The organism is Dolichospermum sp. DET69, assembly GCA_017355425.1.
Classification (GTDB): Bacteria; Cyanobacteriota; Cyanobacteriia; order Cyanobacteriales; family Nostocaceae; genus Dolichospermum.
Genome location: CP070233.1, coordinates 4,969,772 through 4,987,604 on the forward strand (window position 1 = coordinate 4,969,772; position 17,833 = coordinate 4,987,604).

The window sequence follows — 17,833 nt, forward strand, 5'->3', positions numbered from 1 at the left end:
TTGACCAATGACTACTGACCAATGACCAATGACTACTCCTTTTCCTTATTTACAGTTGGTGGAATTTGTTCAATAGGAATGAGTGCTTCCATGACAGTCTTAACAATTGGTGCAGCTACTGTAGAACCATAGGCATTTTCTCCCTTTGGTTCATCGACAACTGCAAAAACTACATAACGGGGAGATTCCACTGGCAAAATAGCAACAAAACTGGTAATTCTTGCACCTTTAATATATCCACCATTAGGACTAGCTTTTTGGGCTGTTCCTGTTTTCCCACCAATTCGATATCCAGAAATTCTAGCCGCTTTCCCAGTACCTTGACTTACCACTGTTTCCATCATTTCCACAACTTTTTGGGTGGTTGTAGCTGAGAAAATTTGCCGTGGTTCTGGGAGAGTAATTGAATAATGCATTCCCCCTTCACTATCAATTAGTCCTCGGACTACGTGAGGTGTAACTAATTTGCCCCCATTGGCTAATGCACCATGTAGTTGTACCAGTTGTAATGGAGTCAGAGAGAACCCTTGTCCAAAAGATGTAGTAGCTGGTTCAATAGCTGAAGAGATAAATTGTTCTTGACTTTTGAGTTGACCTCTGACTTCAAAGGGTAAATCCGTCTCAACTTTTTGTCCTAGCCCTAAACGTTCTAGCCAGTTGTAATATATGGATGGTTTTAATCGTTGAATGATTCTCACCATACCAATGTTACTAGAAGTTTGTAAAATCTCAGGAATAGTTAACTGGCGATAACCTGTTTTTTCCGCATTTTTGATAGTATGTGTACCGATTTTAATAGAACCAGGATCTGTAAATGTATCATCTGGTTTAATTGCACCATTTTCTAGAGCGATCGCCACATTCACAGGTTTAAAAGTGGATCCCGGCTCATACAAATCAGCTACAGTCCAGTTTTTAAACAGGGAAATATCAGATTTAGAATATTGATTCGGGTTATAAGTAGGTTGAGAAACCAAAGCCAATAAAGAACCATCAACTGCATCCATGACAATCACTGCGCCCCGTTTGGCACTAAATTTAGTCATCTGTTCTTTTAACGCCGCACGAGCAATCCGTTGCACACGGCTATCAATAGTTAATTGCAGTTTTAAATCATCAAAATGCAGAAATCCCTCAGTCGCATAATCCGGCATTAACGACCCATTACCAGATTTACTCATCCGAACTGTTTGTCCAGAACGTTCTAGCAACTTCTCCTGACTATATTCCACACCAGCTTGGCCACGACGGTCAAGATTAACATAGCCCACCACATCAGCCACCAAATCATCTTGGGGATAGAATCGGGAGTATTTTTGGATAAACTCGAACCCATTCAAGCGGAGTGATATCAACTTATCAGTAATATCTTCAGAGATACCCGAAGCTAGTAAAATTCCACTCCGTTTACTTTGGAATATTTTGACTAGATCAGCCTTTTCTTTGCCGATAATTGGACCAATTGTCTCGGCAATTTCCTCTTGAGAATGATCAAACAACTTGGGATGGCTATATACATTATAAACAGGACGGTCAATAGCCAAGACATTATTACCCCGATCTACTACCGGACGACGAGGCATATAAGGGCGTAAATTGACCATTTGCTGGTTTCGCGCCCTCTGAGTCAGCTTTTTTCCCTGAACAATTTGTAACTGATATAAATTAAATGCCAACCCTACCATAGCAATCATTAGCACACCCCACACAGCAAACAGTCGTAATCGAATGTTGGGTGAGTTTTCTGGTGTTTTTGAATCAATGCTTCCTGGTTCAGCTTGTCTAGAAAACTTGCGTTGTCGTTTGAATTCTAAATTACGTAAATTTCTGAGTTTTGTTTTAATTGATGACTTCAGCATGAGAGCAACATATAGTTAGGGTTTGCATCAAAGAAAGCAAAAGCGTTGATAAACAAAGGTTTACAGAGTTTTATCAGCAAACAAGTGCCAGATTATTGACAATAGATGTTAAAAACCCTTGCATTCTAACTAAAAATAACCGCGCAAATTCGAGGGCTAATTGCCCAACTCTTCTCTTCCTTCCTTCTTCTTCCTTCCTTCTTCTTCCTTTCTTCTTCTTGCTTCTTGCTTCTTGCTTCTTCCTTCTTCTTTCTTTCTCCTGACTCGGTGACTCGGTGACTCCTTTAATATCCCAGTGGAGAAGGTGGTTCTGGTTGCGATTCTGGTTGAGAAGTTGAGAATGACGACTTGGGATAATTATTAGATGTTGGTGGTAAGAAAATTGTCCCCTTAGAAGTCGGTGATACCAATTCAGTACCAGGCTGTTCTGCTTCCTGTGCCATTTTGCTAGTCAGTGTCGCATTGGCAGTATTTAACTGTCGCTCATGACGTTGCAGGCTTTGTAGTTTGCGGTAAGAATCACTCCAAAGCTCTTGCGAATATACTGTCCAACCATAAACTATTAATGTCGCTGCTACTAATAAAAATACTAAAATTGACGAATAGCGATTGAGTATATACATACGTAGCAACCATACAGGCATGATTGAAGTATCGTTCATTCTATGTATAGAAGTATTTAATTGTCTATTAATATCAGTAGTTTGTTTTTTACCTGCTTCTAAGTTTGAGGTACGAACTGCTGTCTTATTTCTGCGAGAACCTAAAAAATTTAGCCAAGCATTCCGGGGACTAGGCGATTTAACTGCTATCGGTTCACTATGCAGTCGGGAGGAACTCTGTGTTTTTTTATTCAGACTTCGAGAACGTCGTCTAGTGAATGAGAAGGGAGACTTGCCCCCAAACCAAGTATTTTTTGCGGAAAATGCTGATTTACGTTCAAAAACCATGATTTTATTGATAATAAATACTGTATTTTTGACTTGATAAGATCTTGCCTCAAGTTACATTTTCAGATCAAGAATTGAAGCCATTCTAACCCTTAATCATGATCTATTCGTATTACATATAATCTACAAAAATGTTACAAGTGGACATGGGTTGAAATAAGTAATCAGAAAACCCTAAAAAAAAATCAATAAATAAGGTATCTTATTCAACAGGTGAAAGATTTTATTACCACAATTGGTGAAAGAGGAGTTATGAAGACAAAAATTTTTGGTTTGGCTCTAATGTTAAGTTTGGCTACCATGCTTGGAGCTTGTGATGGTGGTAGTGAACCAGCGGGTACTACAAGTTCTCCAGCCGCAACAACAGGTGGCGAACCAGCAGATACTGGTGCTACCCCTGCGGCTACAACCTCCCCTAAAGCGACAACCTCTCCTGCGGCGACAACCTCTCCTGCGGCGACAACCTCTCCCGCAGCGACTCCCAAAAAGCCATAGTATAGGGCTATATATCTCCCCTCATGGGTAATTGACATCTTTGAAAATTATTTTCTACAAAACTCTACTGAGAAAGTTAGGATAATTTGTAGCTAAAGACTAAAGATTCAACTACCTAATGTTGTCAAGTTGGGTAAAAACAGGAACATTCATCAAGTTTTGCTTCTGGGCTAGATTCAGTTCTCGCCCAGCTTGATTTTTTAATTCTTGTCCTTAGAATCTGAGTGACTTGGTTTCCTGAAAGTGTCAAGTTGGTTTTGTCAGTAACCAAATTAATATCAATGTATGTTGTTACTGCAATTTAGTACATCTCATTATTGTCGCAAAGCCAGATTAGCCTTGGGTTATAAGGGAATTAGTTATCAAACTGAAAATCTAACTCCAGGGTTACATATTTTGAAGGTAAAGCCCTTAACTGGGTTAACAACATTACCTGTTCTATTACCCCAAATTGTCGGACAACCTCAATCTGTTGCTGATTCTACGGAAATTTTTAAATTTTTAGAAAGCTATCAACCCGAACCTGCTTTATTTTTACCCAATTTAGAGCAGCAAACTCAAGCGGCGATGTTAGAAGATTGGTTAGATGAAAGTATAGGGACTGCTACCAGGTTTGTATATTATCAATTTCGCGCTCATGAGGGTAAAGTAATTGACCCCTCATTCCCAAGCCAAATGGTGATTAAAGTAGTCAGACAACAATATGGAATTAATGATACTACCGTTGAATTAGCGCGAAAGAGACTCGCCAATGCTTTGTTAATATTATCAGCATATTGGCAAAAAAGTGACTATTTAGTGGGTAGTCGCTTGAGTATAGCTGATATTACCGCAGCGGCTTTGTTGAGTCCTTTAGCACTGATTCCTGATTATCGTCAGCAATATCCACAGGTTTTTGAACGGATTATCAATATTCATCAGCTATGCGCTGAAACATTACCACCAGGACTTTAGACTTTAGAATTTAGAATTTAGAATTTAGAATAAAAAAACAGGACTGATAACTTCAACAGAAATTAATGAAACGGATACTGCTGATTATTTTGAGTGTTACCACTAGTATTTTAGTGGGGTTAAGTGGTCAAAGTGGTAAAGCAGTGATAGCATTACCACCACAAGCAGATATACCAGAGGAGATATTGCGGACAGAGATTATTCTAACAGCGCGATCGCCTATTGATGGTAAAGTCCTTACACCCGCAGAATATGCCGAATTGCAAGCACAAATACAAATAAGTCCACCTCCACGCCTAAGCTCTGGTATCCGCGATAAAATATTCTTGCTGCAACTACGCAAAACGTTATTACAACTTTTCCCCTTTTTAAACATTTAGTCAGTTATCCGTTGTTCAAGAAAAGGAAATGACTATTAGACATCTGGTGGAATGAATGTAGAGACGTTCCAGGTCACGTCTCTACAAGGGTTTCCAATCACGCATATTTAATTTTCACCAGATGACCAATGACCAATGACTAATGACCAATGACCAACGACTAATAACTAATATAGGATAACGGTGGCGACAAAGATGCAAGAATATAACATAGATAAAAAGTAGATTTAGTCAATCATCATATATCACATAGGTAGCTTCATGTCCATAACCACGGTCGCCCCTGAACAGGTTAATCGCATCATTCACAATCAACATCACGATCCGTTTGAAATCCTGGGTTCTCATCTCATCGAGCAAAATGGCAAAACGGTTTGGGCAGTGCGAGCCTATCTACCAAATGCAAGTGCTGCATGGGTAGTAGTGCCAGAGGAACGGAAAGAATATCCAATGGACACAGTGCATGATCCTCATTTTTTTGAATGTACTATTGAAACCGCAGAACTGCAAAACTATCAGTTACGCATTAAAGAAGGGGAACATGAGCGGGTAGTCAATGATCCCTACGCTTTCCGCTCTGCCCACTTAACAGAATTTGATCTACATTTATTTAGTGAAGGCAACCATCACCGCATTTATGAGAAATTAGGAGCGCACACCACAGAAGTTGATGGTGTCAAAGGAGTTTATTTTGCCGTTTGGGCGCCTAATGCCCGCAACGTTTCCTTATTGGGAGATTTTAACCTGTGGGATGGACGCAAGCACCAAATGCGGAAAGGACACACAGGAGTTTGGGAATTATTTATTCCGGAGATAGGTGTAGGAGAACATTACAAATACGAAATCAAAAATATTGAAGGGCATATTTATGAAAAATCTGATCCTTATGGTTTCCAGCAAGAACCACGTCCCAAAACAGCATCTATAGTTACTGACTTAAATTCCTATACTTGGAATGACGCAGACTGGATGGAAAAGCGGAGACATAGTGATCCTCTCAGCCAACCTATCTCCGTATATGAAGTGCATTTAGGATCTTGGTTGCACACTGCTAGTGCTGAACCTGCCAAATTACCCAATGGAGAAACTGAAGCTGTAGTTGTGGTTTCCGAACTCAAAACCGGCGCACGATTTCTGACTTACCGGGAACTAGCAGATAAACTCATTCCCTATGTCAAGAAATTAGGATATACCCATTTAGAACTTTTACCAATTGCGGAACATCCCTATGATGGTTCTTGGGGTTATCAAGTAACTGGTTACTATGCTCCTACTTCCCGTTTTGGCACTCCCGAAGACTTCATGTATTTTGTGGACGAATGCCATAAAAACGATATTGGCGTAATTGTAGACTGGGTTCCTGGTCATTTCCCTAAAGATGGTCACGGTTTAGCCTTCTTTGATGGTAGTCACTTATACGAACACTCTGACTCCCGCAAAGGTGAACATAAGGAATGGGGGACTTTAGTATTTAACTACAATCGCCATGAAGTCCGTAATTTCTTGGTAGCCAATGCCCTGTTCTGGTTCGATAAATACCACATTGACGGAATTCGCGTTGATGCGGTTGCTTCCATGATCTACCTTGACTATTGCCGAGAAGCAGGAGAATGGTTGCCTAATGAATACGGTGGTAGAGAAAATTTAGAAGCTGCGGATTTTTTACGTCAAGTTAATAGCTTGCTGTTTAGTTATTATCCTGGTGCGCTTTCCATTGCGGAAGAGTCCACATCTTGGCCAATGGTATCTTGGCCTACCTATACAGGTGGATTAGGTTTTAACTTAAAATGGAATATGGGCTGGATGCACGATATGCTGGACTACTTCAGCATGGATCCTTGGTTTCGTCAGTTCCATCAAAATAATATTACCTTTAGTATGTGGTACAACCACAGCGAGAATTTCATGTTAGCTCTGTCCCATGATGAAATAGTCCATGGTAAGAGTAATATGATTGGTAAGATGCCGGGTGATGAATGGCAGAAGTTAGCTAATATTCGTTGTTTGTTCGCTTATATGTTTGCCCACCCAGGCAAAAAAACCATGTTTATGAGCATGGAATTTGGCCAGTGGAGTGAGTGGAATGCTTGGGCTGATTTGGAATGGCATCTATTACAGTTTGAACCACACCGACAGTTAAAGGATTTTTTCCAGTCTCTTAACCATTTTTACCGTTCTGAACCAGCTTTATATACTCAAGATTTTGACCAAGCCGGGTTTGAGTGGATTGACTGTACTGATAACCGCCATAGCGTAGTTTCTTTTGTCCGTCGTGACAAGAATTCTGATGAGTTTATTGTCGTGGTTTGTAACTTTACCCCTCAACCCCATTCTCATTATCGCATTGGTGTGCCAGAAAAGGGCTTTTATACTGAGATATTCAACAGTGATGCCCGTCAGTATGGCGGTAGCAACATGGGCAATTTAGGTGGTAAGTGGACTGATGATTGGTCTTTACACAATCGTCCTTATTCTTTGGATTTGTGTTTACCTCCTTTGGGTGTGTTAATGCTCAAGTTGGATAAACAAAAGTCTGCACAGGTGATGGAATAGGCTAAAACGCACCTACAGCGATTTCCAATCATATAAGGTACATCTTAGCCCCCTCATCGCTTGCGGGGAGGGGGTTGCTGACAGGTGTAGGTTTTTAATATTCTCTGTAAAGGCAAGACCAGGAAGACAAGGAGGGATAGTAGACAAGGAAGATTTTATCCATAAAATACCCAATTTATGGTTTGTTTTATGACCAATCATCCATTTCTTGTCCGGTTTTCCTCCCTTGTCACCTTGTCTGCCTTGTCTTCCAAGTCCTGTCCTCACCCAATTGTAAAAAACCTACACCTGTCAGGGAGGGGGTTGGGGGTGGGGTTCTTGTTCCAGGTTTGATGACAATTTGCTGTAATTTAAATATTCGGGCGGGCAAGATGCCCACCCCACAATATTTAGACTCCTAACGGGTTATACAATTTAAATGCCCAATAGCTTAATAGTTTAGGGTAGGCATCGCTTACCTGTATTGGACTAGACTTGTAGTGAGATTGTCCTTGGTATGGCGTTATACCAATTGACGAAAATTGTGATACTTATAGATTTATCCTAGGGGTAAAGCAAGAGCTTCATTGGTGTCAACTTAACGTAAAACCCATGGACCCCCTGGAAATGATAGCGAAGCGTGGCGTAAGCCATAATTCATTTCTGGGCGGGTGTGGAAGCTAACAGATAAGTAGGGGCGTATTGTAATACGCCCCTACTTAAGTTGACACCAATGAGCATTGCTAAACCCCTACCTAAATATTTGTATCATCATTAAAGTAAATCAGTATTATCTATTAAATTCATTACTAAAAATTACTATGGTTGCAAATACAGAAAATTCTCAAAATCAAGACTTAATTGGTTTTATTTGGAGTGTTGCTGACAAACTCCGAGGTCCCTACCGTCCTCCTCAATATCGTCGGGTAATGTTGCCTTTGATTGTATTGCGTCGTTTGGATGCTGTTTTAGAACCGACTAAGAAGGCTGTACTTGAGGCGAGAACGAAATATGAGGCCATGGGTTTAAAGGGTGATGCCTTTGAGAAAGCGATCGCTAAAGTTGCTATTGGCGGAGAGCGCACACAGCCGTTATATAATTTGAGTGAGTTTACTTTTCCCAAATTATTAGATGATGCTGATGGTATCGCTAGTAATTTAATCAAGTATATCAATAGTTTCTCGCCTAAAGCCAGGGATATTTTTGAGAAGTTTGAATTTGAAAGCGAGATTCAAAAACTTGATGAAAATAATCGTTTATATCTAATTATCAAAGAATTTTGTAAACCAGAATTAGATTTATCTCCTGCCAAAATTTCTAACCTCCAAATGGGTTATCTATTTGAGGAGTTAGTCAGAAAATTTAATGAACAGGCTAACGAAGAAGCCGGAGATCACTTTACACCCCGTGAGGTAATTAAACTCATGGTAAATCTGGTTTTTTGCGAAAAAAAAGATATCTTTAAACAAGGGATTTACCGGACCGTATATGACCCCACAGCCGGAACAGGGGGAATGTTATCAGTAGCAGAGGAATATATTAAAAAGCAAAATCCTGAAGCCAATTTAGGGTTATTTGGTCAAGAATATAATTCCGAATCCTATGCTATTTGTTGTTCTGATTTATTGATTAAAGATGAACCGATTAACAATCTTGTTTATGGTGATACTTTAGGAGTTAAAAACGCCAAAAGTAAAAGTAATAATTTTTTACCCTATGATGGTCATCCTGGTAAACAATTTCATTATATGTTTGCAAATCCGCCTTTTGGGGTGGAGTGGAAACCGGAAGAAGATTTTGTTAAAGATGAGTATGAAAGTTTAGGATTTAATGGCAGATTTGGCGCAGGTTTACCACGTATTAATGATGGTTCATTGTTGTTTCTCCAACATAAGATATCAAAAATGCACCCTTCCCCAGAAAATGGTGGTGATGGTTCACGTATTGCGATAGTGTTTGGTAGAGTCGAAGGCGGGTATTATCCCGCGCTCCTCTCTGTTAAATCTGGGCGTGCGACTTTCACCGCACCCAGCTTCCGACGTTCTTAGCTTACGCTTTTGCTCTTATGGATATAATCGTGGCAGCTTTCATGAATTGCTAGAAGGTTTTTTGGTTTCCAATTGTTATGATTGGCATCAACATGATGAAGATGTACCTTCTCATCATTGAGCAATTTCAGTCCACAATGACCACATTTATGGTTTTGCCGTTTAAGGGCTTTAGAGGTGATATCGTCATATAACTTACTGTTGCGTTCGCTCCAATAAGTTAAATCTCCGTCGTAGGGTGATTTCTCACCTTTGACATTGATGTGTTTGTTTTCGGAGTAAGGAACTGCTGGGAACGCCTTATCTAGTAATTGCTTGCTAGTATAGCGATTTTGCTTTGTTTCCTTGTTGAATACCCTGAAAGCTCTTGTTCTGATGTGGAATAACGAGTTTCTTGACCCGTCCATCTTGCAGAAGCGGTGGTAATTCCTCCAGCCTCTAACTACAGGAGCTAATTTCATAGCCTTTGTGGTAGAACCATAATTCGAGTTGTTGACGATGTGTTTTACTTTCTTGCGAAAAGATTTATAATTGTCCACTGATGGAACGCATCTAAACTTCCCGTTTTTCTGGACTTTGAAGTGCCAGCCGAGGAAATCAAACCCATCTGTCGTGGCGGTTAGCTTTGTCTTTTTCTCACTGACTTTCATTCCCCGCTCTGCTAGGAACTGGCTGATTTTGTCGAGTATTTCTGTGGCATCGTCTTGAGGTCTGAGTATTATTACCATGTCATCCGCGTAACGGATTGATGGTTCTCTTATTGACCCTCCGGCATCTTTATATGTATGGATACTTTCGATACCGTTTAAGGCGATGTTGGCTAATAGTGGACTTACCACCCCACCTTGAGGTGTCCCTTGTTCGGGAAACTCTGGATTAACTCCGGCTTTGAGACAGCGGAATATTCCCTGTCTTATGCTGTAAGGAGCTATGAGTTTATCCATAATGGCGGTGTGGTTTATCCTATCGAAGCATTTTTCGATATCGAGTTCTATAACTCGTTTATCTATTCCGTTGGCTTGAGAACTTAGGTTAAGAAACAGGATTTTCTGAGCGTCATGCGCCGAGCGTCCCGTCCTAAACCCAAAGCTGTAGGCGTGGAAAGTTGCCTCGTGGGCTGGTTCTAATGCGTATTTGATAAGGCATTGGTAAGCCCTATCAGCAATAGTGGGGATTTTCAACATCCTGGTAGTGCCGTCCTTTTTGGGGATGGGTATTTCTCTTAGTCCCTGGTGTTTCCAGTTGCTAACGGATGCTTTTAGCAGTTCATTAAGCTCAAAGCGTTCCTTATAGTTAAGGGACTTTTTGCCGTCAATTCCTGCGGTCTAATTCCTGTGCGTTTAGCTGTGATACTTGACGGATAGCCAGTAATCTCGCTGCGGTAGACTTCAGAATCAGCTTTTGTAGTGACTTCGCTTTGTGCTTGTCTCCAACTTGAACCGCTTTATACACTCGTTTTTGTAGGCGGAATGAGCTACGGCGGAATTTCTTCCAGGGCAACGTCTTCCAAGATTCACTAGAGTTTTCTCTGTGTCCAATCATGCTCTGCTCCGATTTGTGTATTCTGAACACCTCAGACCAATTACGGTCTGTCCTACCCGAATTGAAGGAGTTCCGCTGCTCGTCCAGCCTACTTATGGGATTCGACCGCCCCTAGACCTTCAATCCGTTTTTATTCGTTCCCTCGGTTGATTGTTCGTTCCGTTAGGTGTAGCCAATTCAACTACTGGATTCCCTAGACTCTTGCCGCTATTTCCAACAGAATGCGGCGGGAATTAATTCCAGTGGAGTCAGGTTTTATTGTTGTGTCCTACTCTGGAGTGAGTTGCTTTTCTAGGCTCTGATTTCACCGTGGGAACTCCCCATTAGCACCAGTGTCACCTCACAACGGATGTCTGATTGCGCCTTCTAGCTTCGACCTCCCGAAACCGAGTCGGGTCATCGTAGGCAGATAGGGAGTCATACCTGAGTCTGGTAGATGGGACTTACACCCATATCAGACCGAGAGTTCAACCTTTCCTCTATTACTAGAATTGGGTTGGTTAGCTTATGTACGGGCTGGATACCGTGATTCAACTAACAACGAATCGCACAATGGTTCTCCATTGTTTACAGGAGATGCTGGGAGTGGTGAAAGTAATATTCGCCGTTGGATTATTGAAAATGACTGGTTAGATGCGGTGGTAGCATTACCAGACCAGATGTTTTATAACACGGGAATTTTTACTTATATTTGGTTGGTAACGAATAAAAAAGCAGATCATCGCAAAGGTAAAGTACAGCTTATTGATGCTACTCATCATTATCAGAAAATGAAAAAAAGTCTCGGTAATAAACGTAATGAATTATCAGATGCACATATTACCGAACTGGTGCGACTTTATGGAGATTGTGAGCAAAATGGTATTAGTGAAGTGCAAAGGGATGGACAGACCCAAAAGCCGATTTGTTCTAAGATTTTTAATAATCGGGAATTTGGGTTTTTAAAGATTACTATAGAACGTCCATTAAGGTTGAATTTTCAAGGGAATGAAGAGCGTTTGGCGCGGTTGTGGGAACAAACAGCATTTCAGAATTTAGCAACTACTAAAAAGCGGAAGGATGAAAAAGTTCAACAATTAGAAATTTTAGCAGGTGAAAATATTCAAAGTCTGATTTTAGATGCTTTGCAGAAATTAGATGCAAATAAACTTTATTTGTGCCGGAATGAGTTTGAAAAGGACTTGAATCGGGTTTTAAAAAATGCGGGATTAAATTTAAAAGCACCTGTAAAAAAAGCGATTTTAGCCGCATTGGGAGAAGCAGATCCAGACGCGGAAATTTGTAAAGATAGTAAGGGGAATCCTGAACCAGATAGTAATTTACGAGATACTGAAATTGTCCCTTTACCAGATGATATTGCTTTACCTTTACCCTTGGGATATGACAAGGATGGGAGTGCAGATGAGTTGATTAAGTTGGTAAAGAGGCATTGCGAAGAGTATTTAAAAAAGGAAGTTTTGCCTCATGTACCAGATGCTTGGATTGATTTTGATAAGACTAAGGTAGGATATGAAATTCCGTTAAATCGGCATTTTTATATTTATCAGCCTCCTCGGGCTTTGGATGCAATTGAGAATGATATTAAGACTCTGGAATCCGATATTATGGAGATGTTGGGGGAAGTTGTTTAATGATAGTATGTTGATTTTTTGGACTTAGGGTTGCAGAGCAATAAGTAGATGAGATGAAATAATATCAAAATAATATTGTTGACTCTGGGGAGACCAGAATCCCACCCCACAATAAGTATAATATTCTTGTGGGGTGGGCAACATGAGCGCCCATATTATATTTAATTGTGCCTACTTAGCATGAAAGTCAACACCCCTAGATTAAAAACAAAATGAGAAAATTAACAACAAAATGAGTGAAGTAACAGCCAACTATGATGAATCATGGAAAGAAGCATTAAACGAATATTTTGAGAGTTTTTTATCTTTCTTCTTTCCGACAGTCTACGGATTAATTGACTGGGAAAAACCACCCGAACCACTAGATAAAGAACTGCAAGAAATTACAGCTTCATCAGAAACAGAAAACCGATTTGCAGATAAACTTTATAAAGTTTGGTTGCTAGATAAACAACAAATATGGATCTTGATTCATATTGAGATTCAAAGTCAATATGATGCGGACTTTCCTGAACGAATATTTATTTACAACTACCGGGCTTTTGATCTTTATCATAACAACGTACTTAGCCTAGCAATTTTAGGTGATGATAGACCAAATTGGCGACCTGATCGTTATCATTATGCTATTGGTGGTGGTGAAATTTTGCTTAAATTTCCCACTGTCAAACTTCTTGATTATGAATCTCGGCTGCATGAGTTAGAATTGAGTAACAACCCTTTTGCTATCATTACGACTGCACACCTAAAAACTAAGGCCACAACCAGTAATCTTACTGAACGGGAGCAATGGAAATGGAAGTTAATTAGAGAACTTTACGAACGGGGTTTAACAAAAGAACAAATAGTTAAACTGTTCAAAATCATTGATACAATGATGGCATTACCTAAGCATTTACAAACAGCATTAATTACTAAGGTTAAAAATTTCGAGGAGGAAAGAAAAATGCCTTTAGTTAGCCCAACAGAACAACTAGCAATGGAACGTGGTGAACAACGATTAGTTATCAGACAACTTAATCGGCGATTTGGTGTAATTTCAGTTTCTCTAACTGAGAAAATACATCAATTATCTATTGAACAATTGGAGTTATTGGGTGAAGCTCTTTTGGATTTTTCTACTATAACTGAGTTGGAACAATGGTTAGAAAATACGATGTAGTTTGTTAGCTTTTAGCCTACCAGGGAATTAATTCCCTGGTTTTATAAAGTTAAAATCATAGAGTTAGGAGATTTTGAAATTATGCAAATTACAATTAATTTACCAGATAATTTAACAGATAAAATACCTGATGAATGGGGTAATTTATCCCAAAAAATCTTGGCTAATCTTGTATTGGATGCTTTTAAAGATGGCTTGATTGATTTTGATGAGATGAAAGATATGCTCAACTTTTTTTCTGATACTGATTTCCAGGAATTTTTAAAGCAAAAAAATATGCTTCATTCTCAGGGGATACTTAATTTATATGGTGCTTGTGCTGATATTGAGTTTAAGGAAGATGATCTAGGAATTTCTGATGATATGGATGATGAATTAATTGGGGTATTTGATGAGTAATAATTCTTTAATTTATTTACTAGATACAAATGTATGTATCATGTATCTCAAGGGTAAATCTCTTAGTATTAATCGTTATATTGACAATCTAGAGGTTGATAAAATTGCAGTCTGTTCTGTGGTGAAAGCTGAGTTATTTTTTGGATCAATGAGGAGTAATAACCCTCAAAAAAGTTTGAAGATTCAAAAATCATTTTTACAGCAGTTTGTATCTTTACCCTTTGATGATTCCTGTATAGAAATCTATGGTAAGATTCGGGCTGATTTAGCAAATACTGGAACTCCTATTGGTTCAAATGATATCCAAATTGCTGCTATTGCTTTAGCGAATAATTTAATATTAGTGACTCATAATGTGAGAGAGTTTAGCAGAGTTAAAGGGTTAAAAATTGAAGATTGGGAAGGGGAATAATGGGTAATTATCAGGGTTATCAAAAGTATAAAGATTCTGGTGTTGAGTGGTTGGGTGATATTCCTGAACATTGGAAAGCATCAAAAGCAAAGTTTGTATCTGAGATTTTTATCCCTCAAAGAAATAAGCCAGAATTGAATTTAGATGATGGATTACCTTGGCTCACTATGGATGATATGTTAGGAGATAGAGTTAGTCAAACTAAGTTTAAGGTCACAAAAGAAGCATCTATAAAAGCTGGTTCTAAAAGTTTGAAGAAAGGTTCTATTATAGCTAGTTGTATTGGTAATTTCAGTGTATGTGCAATCAATGATATTGATGTGATAATAAATCAACAATTACAAGCATTTATTCCCAATACTCATATAATTCCTGAATATTTGCGCGAACTTGTCAAAATTTCTAGTGATTATTTTCAAATGATTGCAACAGCAGCAACAGTAGTTTATGTAAATCAAGCTGGCTTTGCTAATATGCCTATATCATTACCTCCACTAGATGAACAAGAAAAGATCGCTCAATTTCTCGACTATAAAACCAAACAAATAGACGAACTCATCAAAAAGAAAGAAACCCTCATTGAAAAACTCGACGAAAAACGCACCGCGCTTATTAGTCACGCTGTCACCAAAGGACTAGATTCAAGCGTACCAATGAAAGATTCTGGTATTGAGTGGTTAGGTGAAATACCGAAACATTGGGAAGTTATTTCTATAAAGAGATGTTTTGATATTAGAGATGGAACACATGATACACCTCAATATGTCCAAGAAATTGAAGGAGCAGTTCCATTGATAACACATTGGTGACAAGTTAAGGCTGTAAGTCTTTTGTCAAGAGACTTTTGGATAATTATTGAAAAAAAACTCGTCAGACCCCCGCTGGAGATCAGGAAAAGGCGCGACAATTAACTTAACATTTGGTTTTCGTTTCTGTTTGATAATACCTAAATCTCGATTTTGAGGGTCAGCAAAATACTTAACAGGATCTGTTGCCTTACCTTTTTGATGAGCCATAGTAAAATGATAAAGACCACGATAAATCATTTCTAATGAAATATCATCAAAGGGGAGAGAAAGTTCGTCAGCTACAGCATCACCTAAATCGACTAAAACCGCATAAAATATCCAAGTTGCCCAAATCTGTAATTTAATTCCATTAATTGAACCTGTCCATAAATAACTTAACCCCAAGAGTCTTTTTACTATATTAAAAGCATCTTCAATCCGCCAACGTCGCCGATATAAATCCGCTACCACATAAGGAGGTAAAACATTAGGATCTAACACGCTGGTTAAATAAGAATGCCATGTTTTTCCTGACCGCACTTCAATCAAACGTAAAGTGATAAATGGAGTCTTTTTAGTGCCAGAACCCAGACTTATCTTTCGGTCTCGCAATCCATAACTATCTGTAAATATTTGTTCTACCTTGATTGCTGCTCCTTTTTTTATTCTCGTAATAAAGTCCACTTTTTTATCAATTAATTGTAACCAAAAATTAAAGTGATAAAACCCTCTATCTAACAACAATAGGGTACTCTCTGTCACTAAATTCAAAATATTTTCTTCAAGTTTAGTATCAGAAGCTTTGGGATTCTCTGCAAACCAAATCTCTACAGGTAATCTGGTCATTAAATCAATGACTGTACTCATCTTGCCTGCTAATTGTCCATAATGAGCTTCTTCCAAACTTTGTAATTTCCTAAACAATGCCTCCAATGTTGATCCGTCTACTATCCAAATTTTCTCAAATCTTGATAAGGTAAATTGAATACTTTCTGGCAAGGGACGTTTATTTCTACTGTGCCAAGCTGTTCTCAAACTAGGCAATAAATCTTTAAATACTTTTTCAAATAATTCCGATGGAAATGTCAAAAATCTCTGTGATACGGCTTGTTGACTAACTTTTGTGGGATTACACCACAGAAAACCATCTCTGGCTAACATTCTTGTCACTTCTCTCACTCCTGCTACATCTCTCCACAGCAGGGTTAACACCGCCGCCATCATCAACGGCAAATTCAGTATCCTTTCTCTGAGTCCTAGTTTTCGGTAGTAATTTTCTTGATTTGTAATCGCTGGTGTCAGTAATCTTTCCAATTGCTTGGCTATTACTTCGTCTTCCACCATTGGTCGCTGTTTCTTTTTTGCGTGGTCTCTGTTGGTTTTTTTACTGGTTGTCATGGCTGGACTCAATCGCTCAATTACCTGTCTAGACTGAGTTTCCCATGTTTTGACCACTACAAATACCACCCTTGACAATTTCCCCTTTTCCTTAACTTGTCACCAATGTTGATAACATCAAAAGATTTTGAAAATGGAACAATCAATTTTCAACAAGCTAAATATATTTCCATCATAGATCATCAAGAAATAAATAAAAGATCGAAGGTAGACTATGGGGATGTTTTAATGTCAATGATTGGTGGGAATATTGGAAAATCGTTAATTATCAAAACTTACCAAAAATTCTCAATAAAAAACGTGGCATTGTTTAAAGCAAATAATGACTTAGAACTTAGCAGCCTTCTATTATATTATTTGTCAAGTGGGCTATTAGACATCCAAATATCTTTAAAGAATAGAGGTGGAGCACAAGGATTTTTGTCATTGAATGACATTAGAAATCTTGTTTTCTTTAAAATACCAGACTTTGAGCGCAAAAAAAATGTTGATTACTTGGATCGTAAAACATCTGATATTGACCAACAAAAAGCCAAAATTAAAGAAGCCATAGAACTATTAAAAGAATATCGCACCTCCCTAATTACCAACGCCGTCACAGGTAAAATAGATGTAAGACAAGTTGCTATTCCCTAACACCAGAAACCACCATGACACAAATAACCCTTGCAGAACTTCCTCAAAACCTACAAACCCTACTCAACCAAGCCCAAAAAACAGGAGAACCCCTTACCATCATCCAAAATGGTATCCCCTTCGCCATTATATCCCCCATCCATAAAAAATCCCTCCTGCAAACCTTTTCCACCCTTGAACCACTGGACGAAGACTTTGCAGATGTTGACGCAGGATTATTACCCTTAGATGATATTGAATTGTAAAAATGACTTATTTATACTTGTTAGATACAAACATCATTTCCGAACTAATTAAAAAACCTAACCCCAAAAAACAACCATGATACAAAAAACCTATCCACTCCCCCTAACCTTCAATCAAATTCTTAATCTTGTTCTACAACTTCCAGAACAAGAACAGGAACAACTCATTCAAGAAATCAAGAAAACATCTCATAAAAATAAAGATGAAGATTTACTAAATGTTTTTGACAAAATCGGTAGAAATGCTCAAGCTAAAGGACTAACAGCAGACATCCTAGAAGAATTATTAGCGAATGAATCATAAACTAATTGTCATTGACACAAATATATTAATTAGTGCTGCCCTAAGTCCACATGGAACAGCACGTAAAGCCCTAAATAAAGTCTATAAAGAGTTTAAAA

At 38.7% G+C, this 17,833-nt stretch carries 15 protein-coding genes and 2 pseudogenes; 13 read left to right on the forward strand and 4 right to left on the reverse strand.

Going from position 1 to position 17,833, the window contains the following annotated elements:
- Nucleotides 1-32: 32 nt before the first annotated feature.
- Both EZY12_22735 and EZY12_22740 read right to left on the reverse strand, forming a co-directional pair.
- A complete protein-coding gene (locus tag EZY12_22735; GenBank protein ID QSX67484.1) occupies nt 33-1,859 on the reverse strand; it encodes a penicillin-binding protein 2 in 1,827 nt (608 codons plus the stop codon).
- A 284-nt stretch (nt 1,860-2,143) separates the two neighbouring features.
- Nucleotides 2,144-2,809, reverse strand: a complete 666-nt coding sequence (locus tag EZY12_22740) for a hypothetical protein (GenBank protein QSX67485.1) — start codon at nt 2,807-2,809, stop codon at nt 2,144-2,146.
- Between the two features lie 252 nt (nt 2,810-3,061).
- On the opposite strand from EZY12_22740, the gene EZY12_22745 reads away from it, so the two are divergent.
- The 5 genes from EZY12_22745 to EZY12_22765 all read left to right on the forward strand — a co-directional run bounded on the left by EZY12_22745 (nt 3,062) and on the right by EZY12_22765 (nt 9,218).
- The gene (locus EZY12_22745) at nt 3,062-3,304 is read left to right on the forward strand and encodes a hypothetical protein (GenBank protein QSX67486.1); all 243 of its coding nucleotides are present in this window, start codon (nt 3,062-3,064) and stop codon (nt 3,302-3,304) included.
- A gap of 285 nt (nt 3,305-3,589) precedes the next feature.
- Entirely contained in the window at nt 3,590-4,258 is a 669-nt protein-coding gene (locus EZY12_22750) for a glutathione S-transferase family protein (GenBank protein ID QSX67487.1), read from the forward strand.
- A gap of 65 nt (nt 4,259-4,323) precedes the next feature.
- Nucleotides 4,324-4,638 carry a hypothetical protein gene (locus EZY12_22755; GenBank protein QSX67488.1) on the forward strand — a complete coding sequence of 105 codons (315 nt, stop codon included), beginning with the start codon at nt 4,324-4,326 and terminating at the stop codon, nt 4,636-4,638.
- Between the two features lie 261 nt (nt 4,639-4,899).
- Nucleotides 4,900-7,191: a 1,4-alpha-glucan branching enzyme gene (gene glgB, locus EZY12_22760; GenBank protein QSX67489.1), complete on the forward strand. Its 2,292-nt coding sequence runs from the start codon at nt 4,900-4,902 to the stop codon at nt 7,189-7,191.
- An 800-nt stretch (nt 7,192-7,991) separates the two neighbouring features.
- Nucleotides 7,992-9,218, forward strand: a complete 1,227-nt coding sequence (locus EZY12_22765) for an SAM-dependent DNA methyltransferase (protein QSX67490.1) — start codon at nt 7,992-7,994, stop codon at nt 9,216-9,218.
- Here EZY12_22765 and EZY12_22770 read toward each other — a convergent pair.
- Nucleotides 9,215-10,760: pseudogene (locus EZY12_22770) on the reverse strand (reverse transcriptase N-terminal domain-containing protein). The gene EZY12_22765 and the pseudogene EZY12_22770 sit on opposite strands and share 4 nt — an antisense overlap.
- 551 nt (nt 10,761-11,311) lie before the next feature.
- Between EZY12_22770 and EZY12_22775 the strand changes: the two are divergent.
- From EZY12_22775 to EZY12_22795, 5 genes and pseudogenes are all read left to right on the forward strand, one after another.
- Nucleotides 11,312-12,391: pseudogene (locus EZY12_22775) on the forward strand (N-6 DNA methylase).
- Between the two features lie 232 nt (nt 12,392-12,623).
- Nucleotides 12,624-13,553: a DUF4351 domain-containing protein gene (locus EZY12_22780; protein ID QSX67491.1), complete on the forward strand. Its 930-nt coding sequence runs from the start codon at nt 12,624-12,626 to the stop codon at nt 13,551-13,553.
- Nucleotides 13,554-13,634: 81 nt separating this feature from the next.
- Nucleotides 13,635-13,952, forward strand: a complete 318-nt coding sequence (locus EZY12_22785) for a hypothetical protein (GenBank protein ID QSX67492.1) — start codon at nt 13,635-13,637, stop codon at nt 13,950-13,952.
- Nucleotides 13,945-14,364, forward strand: coding sequence for a type II toxin-antitoxin system VapC family toxin (locus EZY12_22790; GenBank protein ID QSX67493.1), 420 nt, complete (start codon nt 13,945-13,947; stop codon nt 14,362-14,364). Before EZY12_22785 ends, EZY12_22790 begins: the two co-directional genes overlap by 8 nt.
- Nucleotides 14,364-15,173 carry a restriction endonuclease subunit S gene (locus EZY12_22795; GenBank protein QSX67494.1) on the forward strand — a complete coding sequence of 270 codons (810 nt, stop codon included), beginning with the start codon at nt 14,364-14,366 and terminating at the stop codon, nt 15,171-15,173. The genes EZY12_22790 and EZY12_22795 overlap by 1 nt, the downstream gene beginning before the upstream one ends.
- 24 nt (nt 15,174-15,197) lie before the next feature.
- On the opposite strand, the gene EZY12_22800 is transcribed toward EZY12_22795, so the two are convergent.
- Nucleotides 15,198-16,496, reverse strand: coding sequence for an IS4 family transposase (locus EZY12_22800; GenBank protein QSX70789.1), 1,299 nt, complete (start codon nt 16,494-16,496; stop codon nt 15,198-15,200).
- Between the two features lie 513 nt (nt 16,497-17,009).
- On the opposite strand from EZY12_22800, the gene EZY12_22805 reads away from it, so the two are divergent.
- The 3 genes from EZY12_22805 to EZY12_22815 all read left to right on the forward strand — a co-directional run bounded on the left by EZY12_22805 (nt 17,010) and on the right by EZY12_22815 (nt 17,735).
- A complete protein-coding gene (locus EZY12_22805; protein QSX70790.1) occupies nt 17,010-17,186 on the forward strand; it encodes a type I restriction endonuclease subunit S in 177 nt (58 codons plus the stop codon).
- A gap of 14 nt (nt 17,187-17,200) precedes the next feature.
- Nucleotides 17,201-17,431, forward strand: a complete 231-nt coding sequence (locus EZY12_22810) for a type II toxin-antitoxin system Phd/YefM family antitoxin (protein ID QSX67495.1) — start codon at nt 17,201-17,203, stop codon at nt 17,429-17,431.
- A 76-nt stretch (nt 17,432-17,507) separates the two neighbouring features.
- Entirely contained in the window at nt 17,508-17,735 is a 228-nt protein-coding gene (locus tag EZY12_22815) for a hypothetical protein (protein QSX67496.1), read from the forward strand.
- Nucleotides 17,736-17,833: the final 98 nt, after the last annotated feature.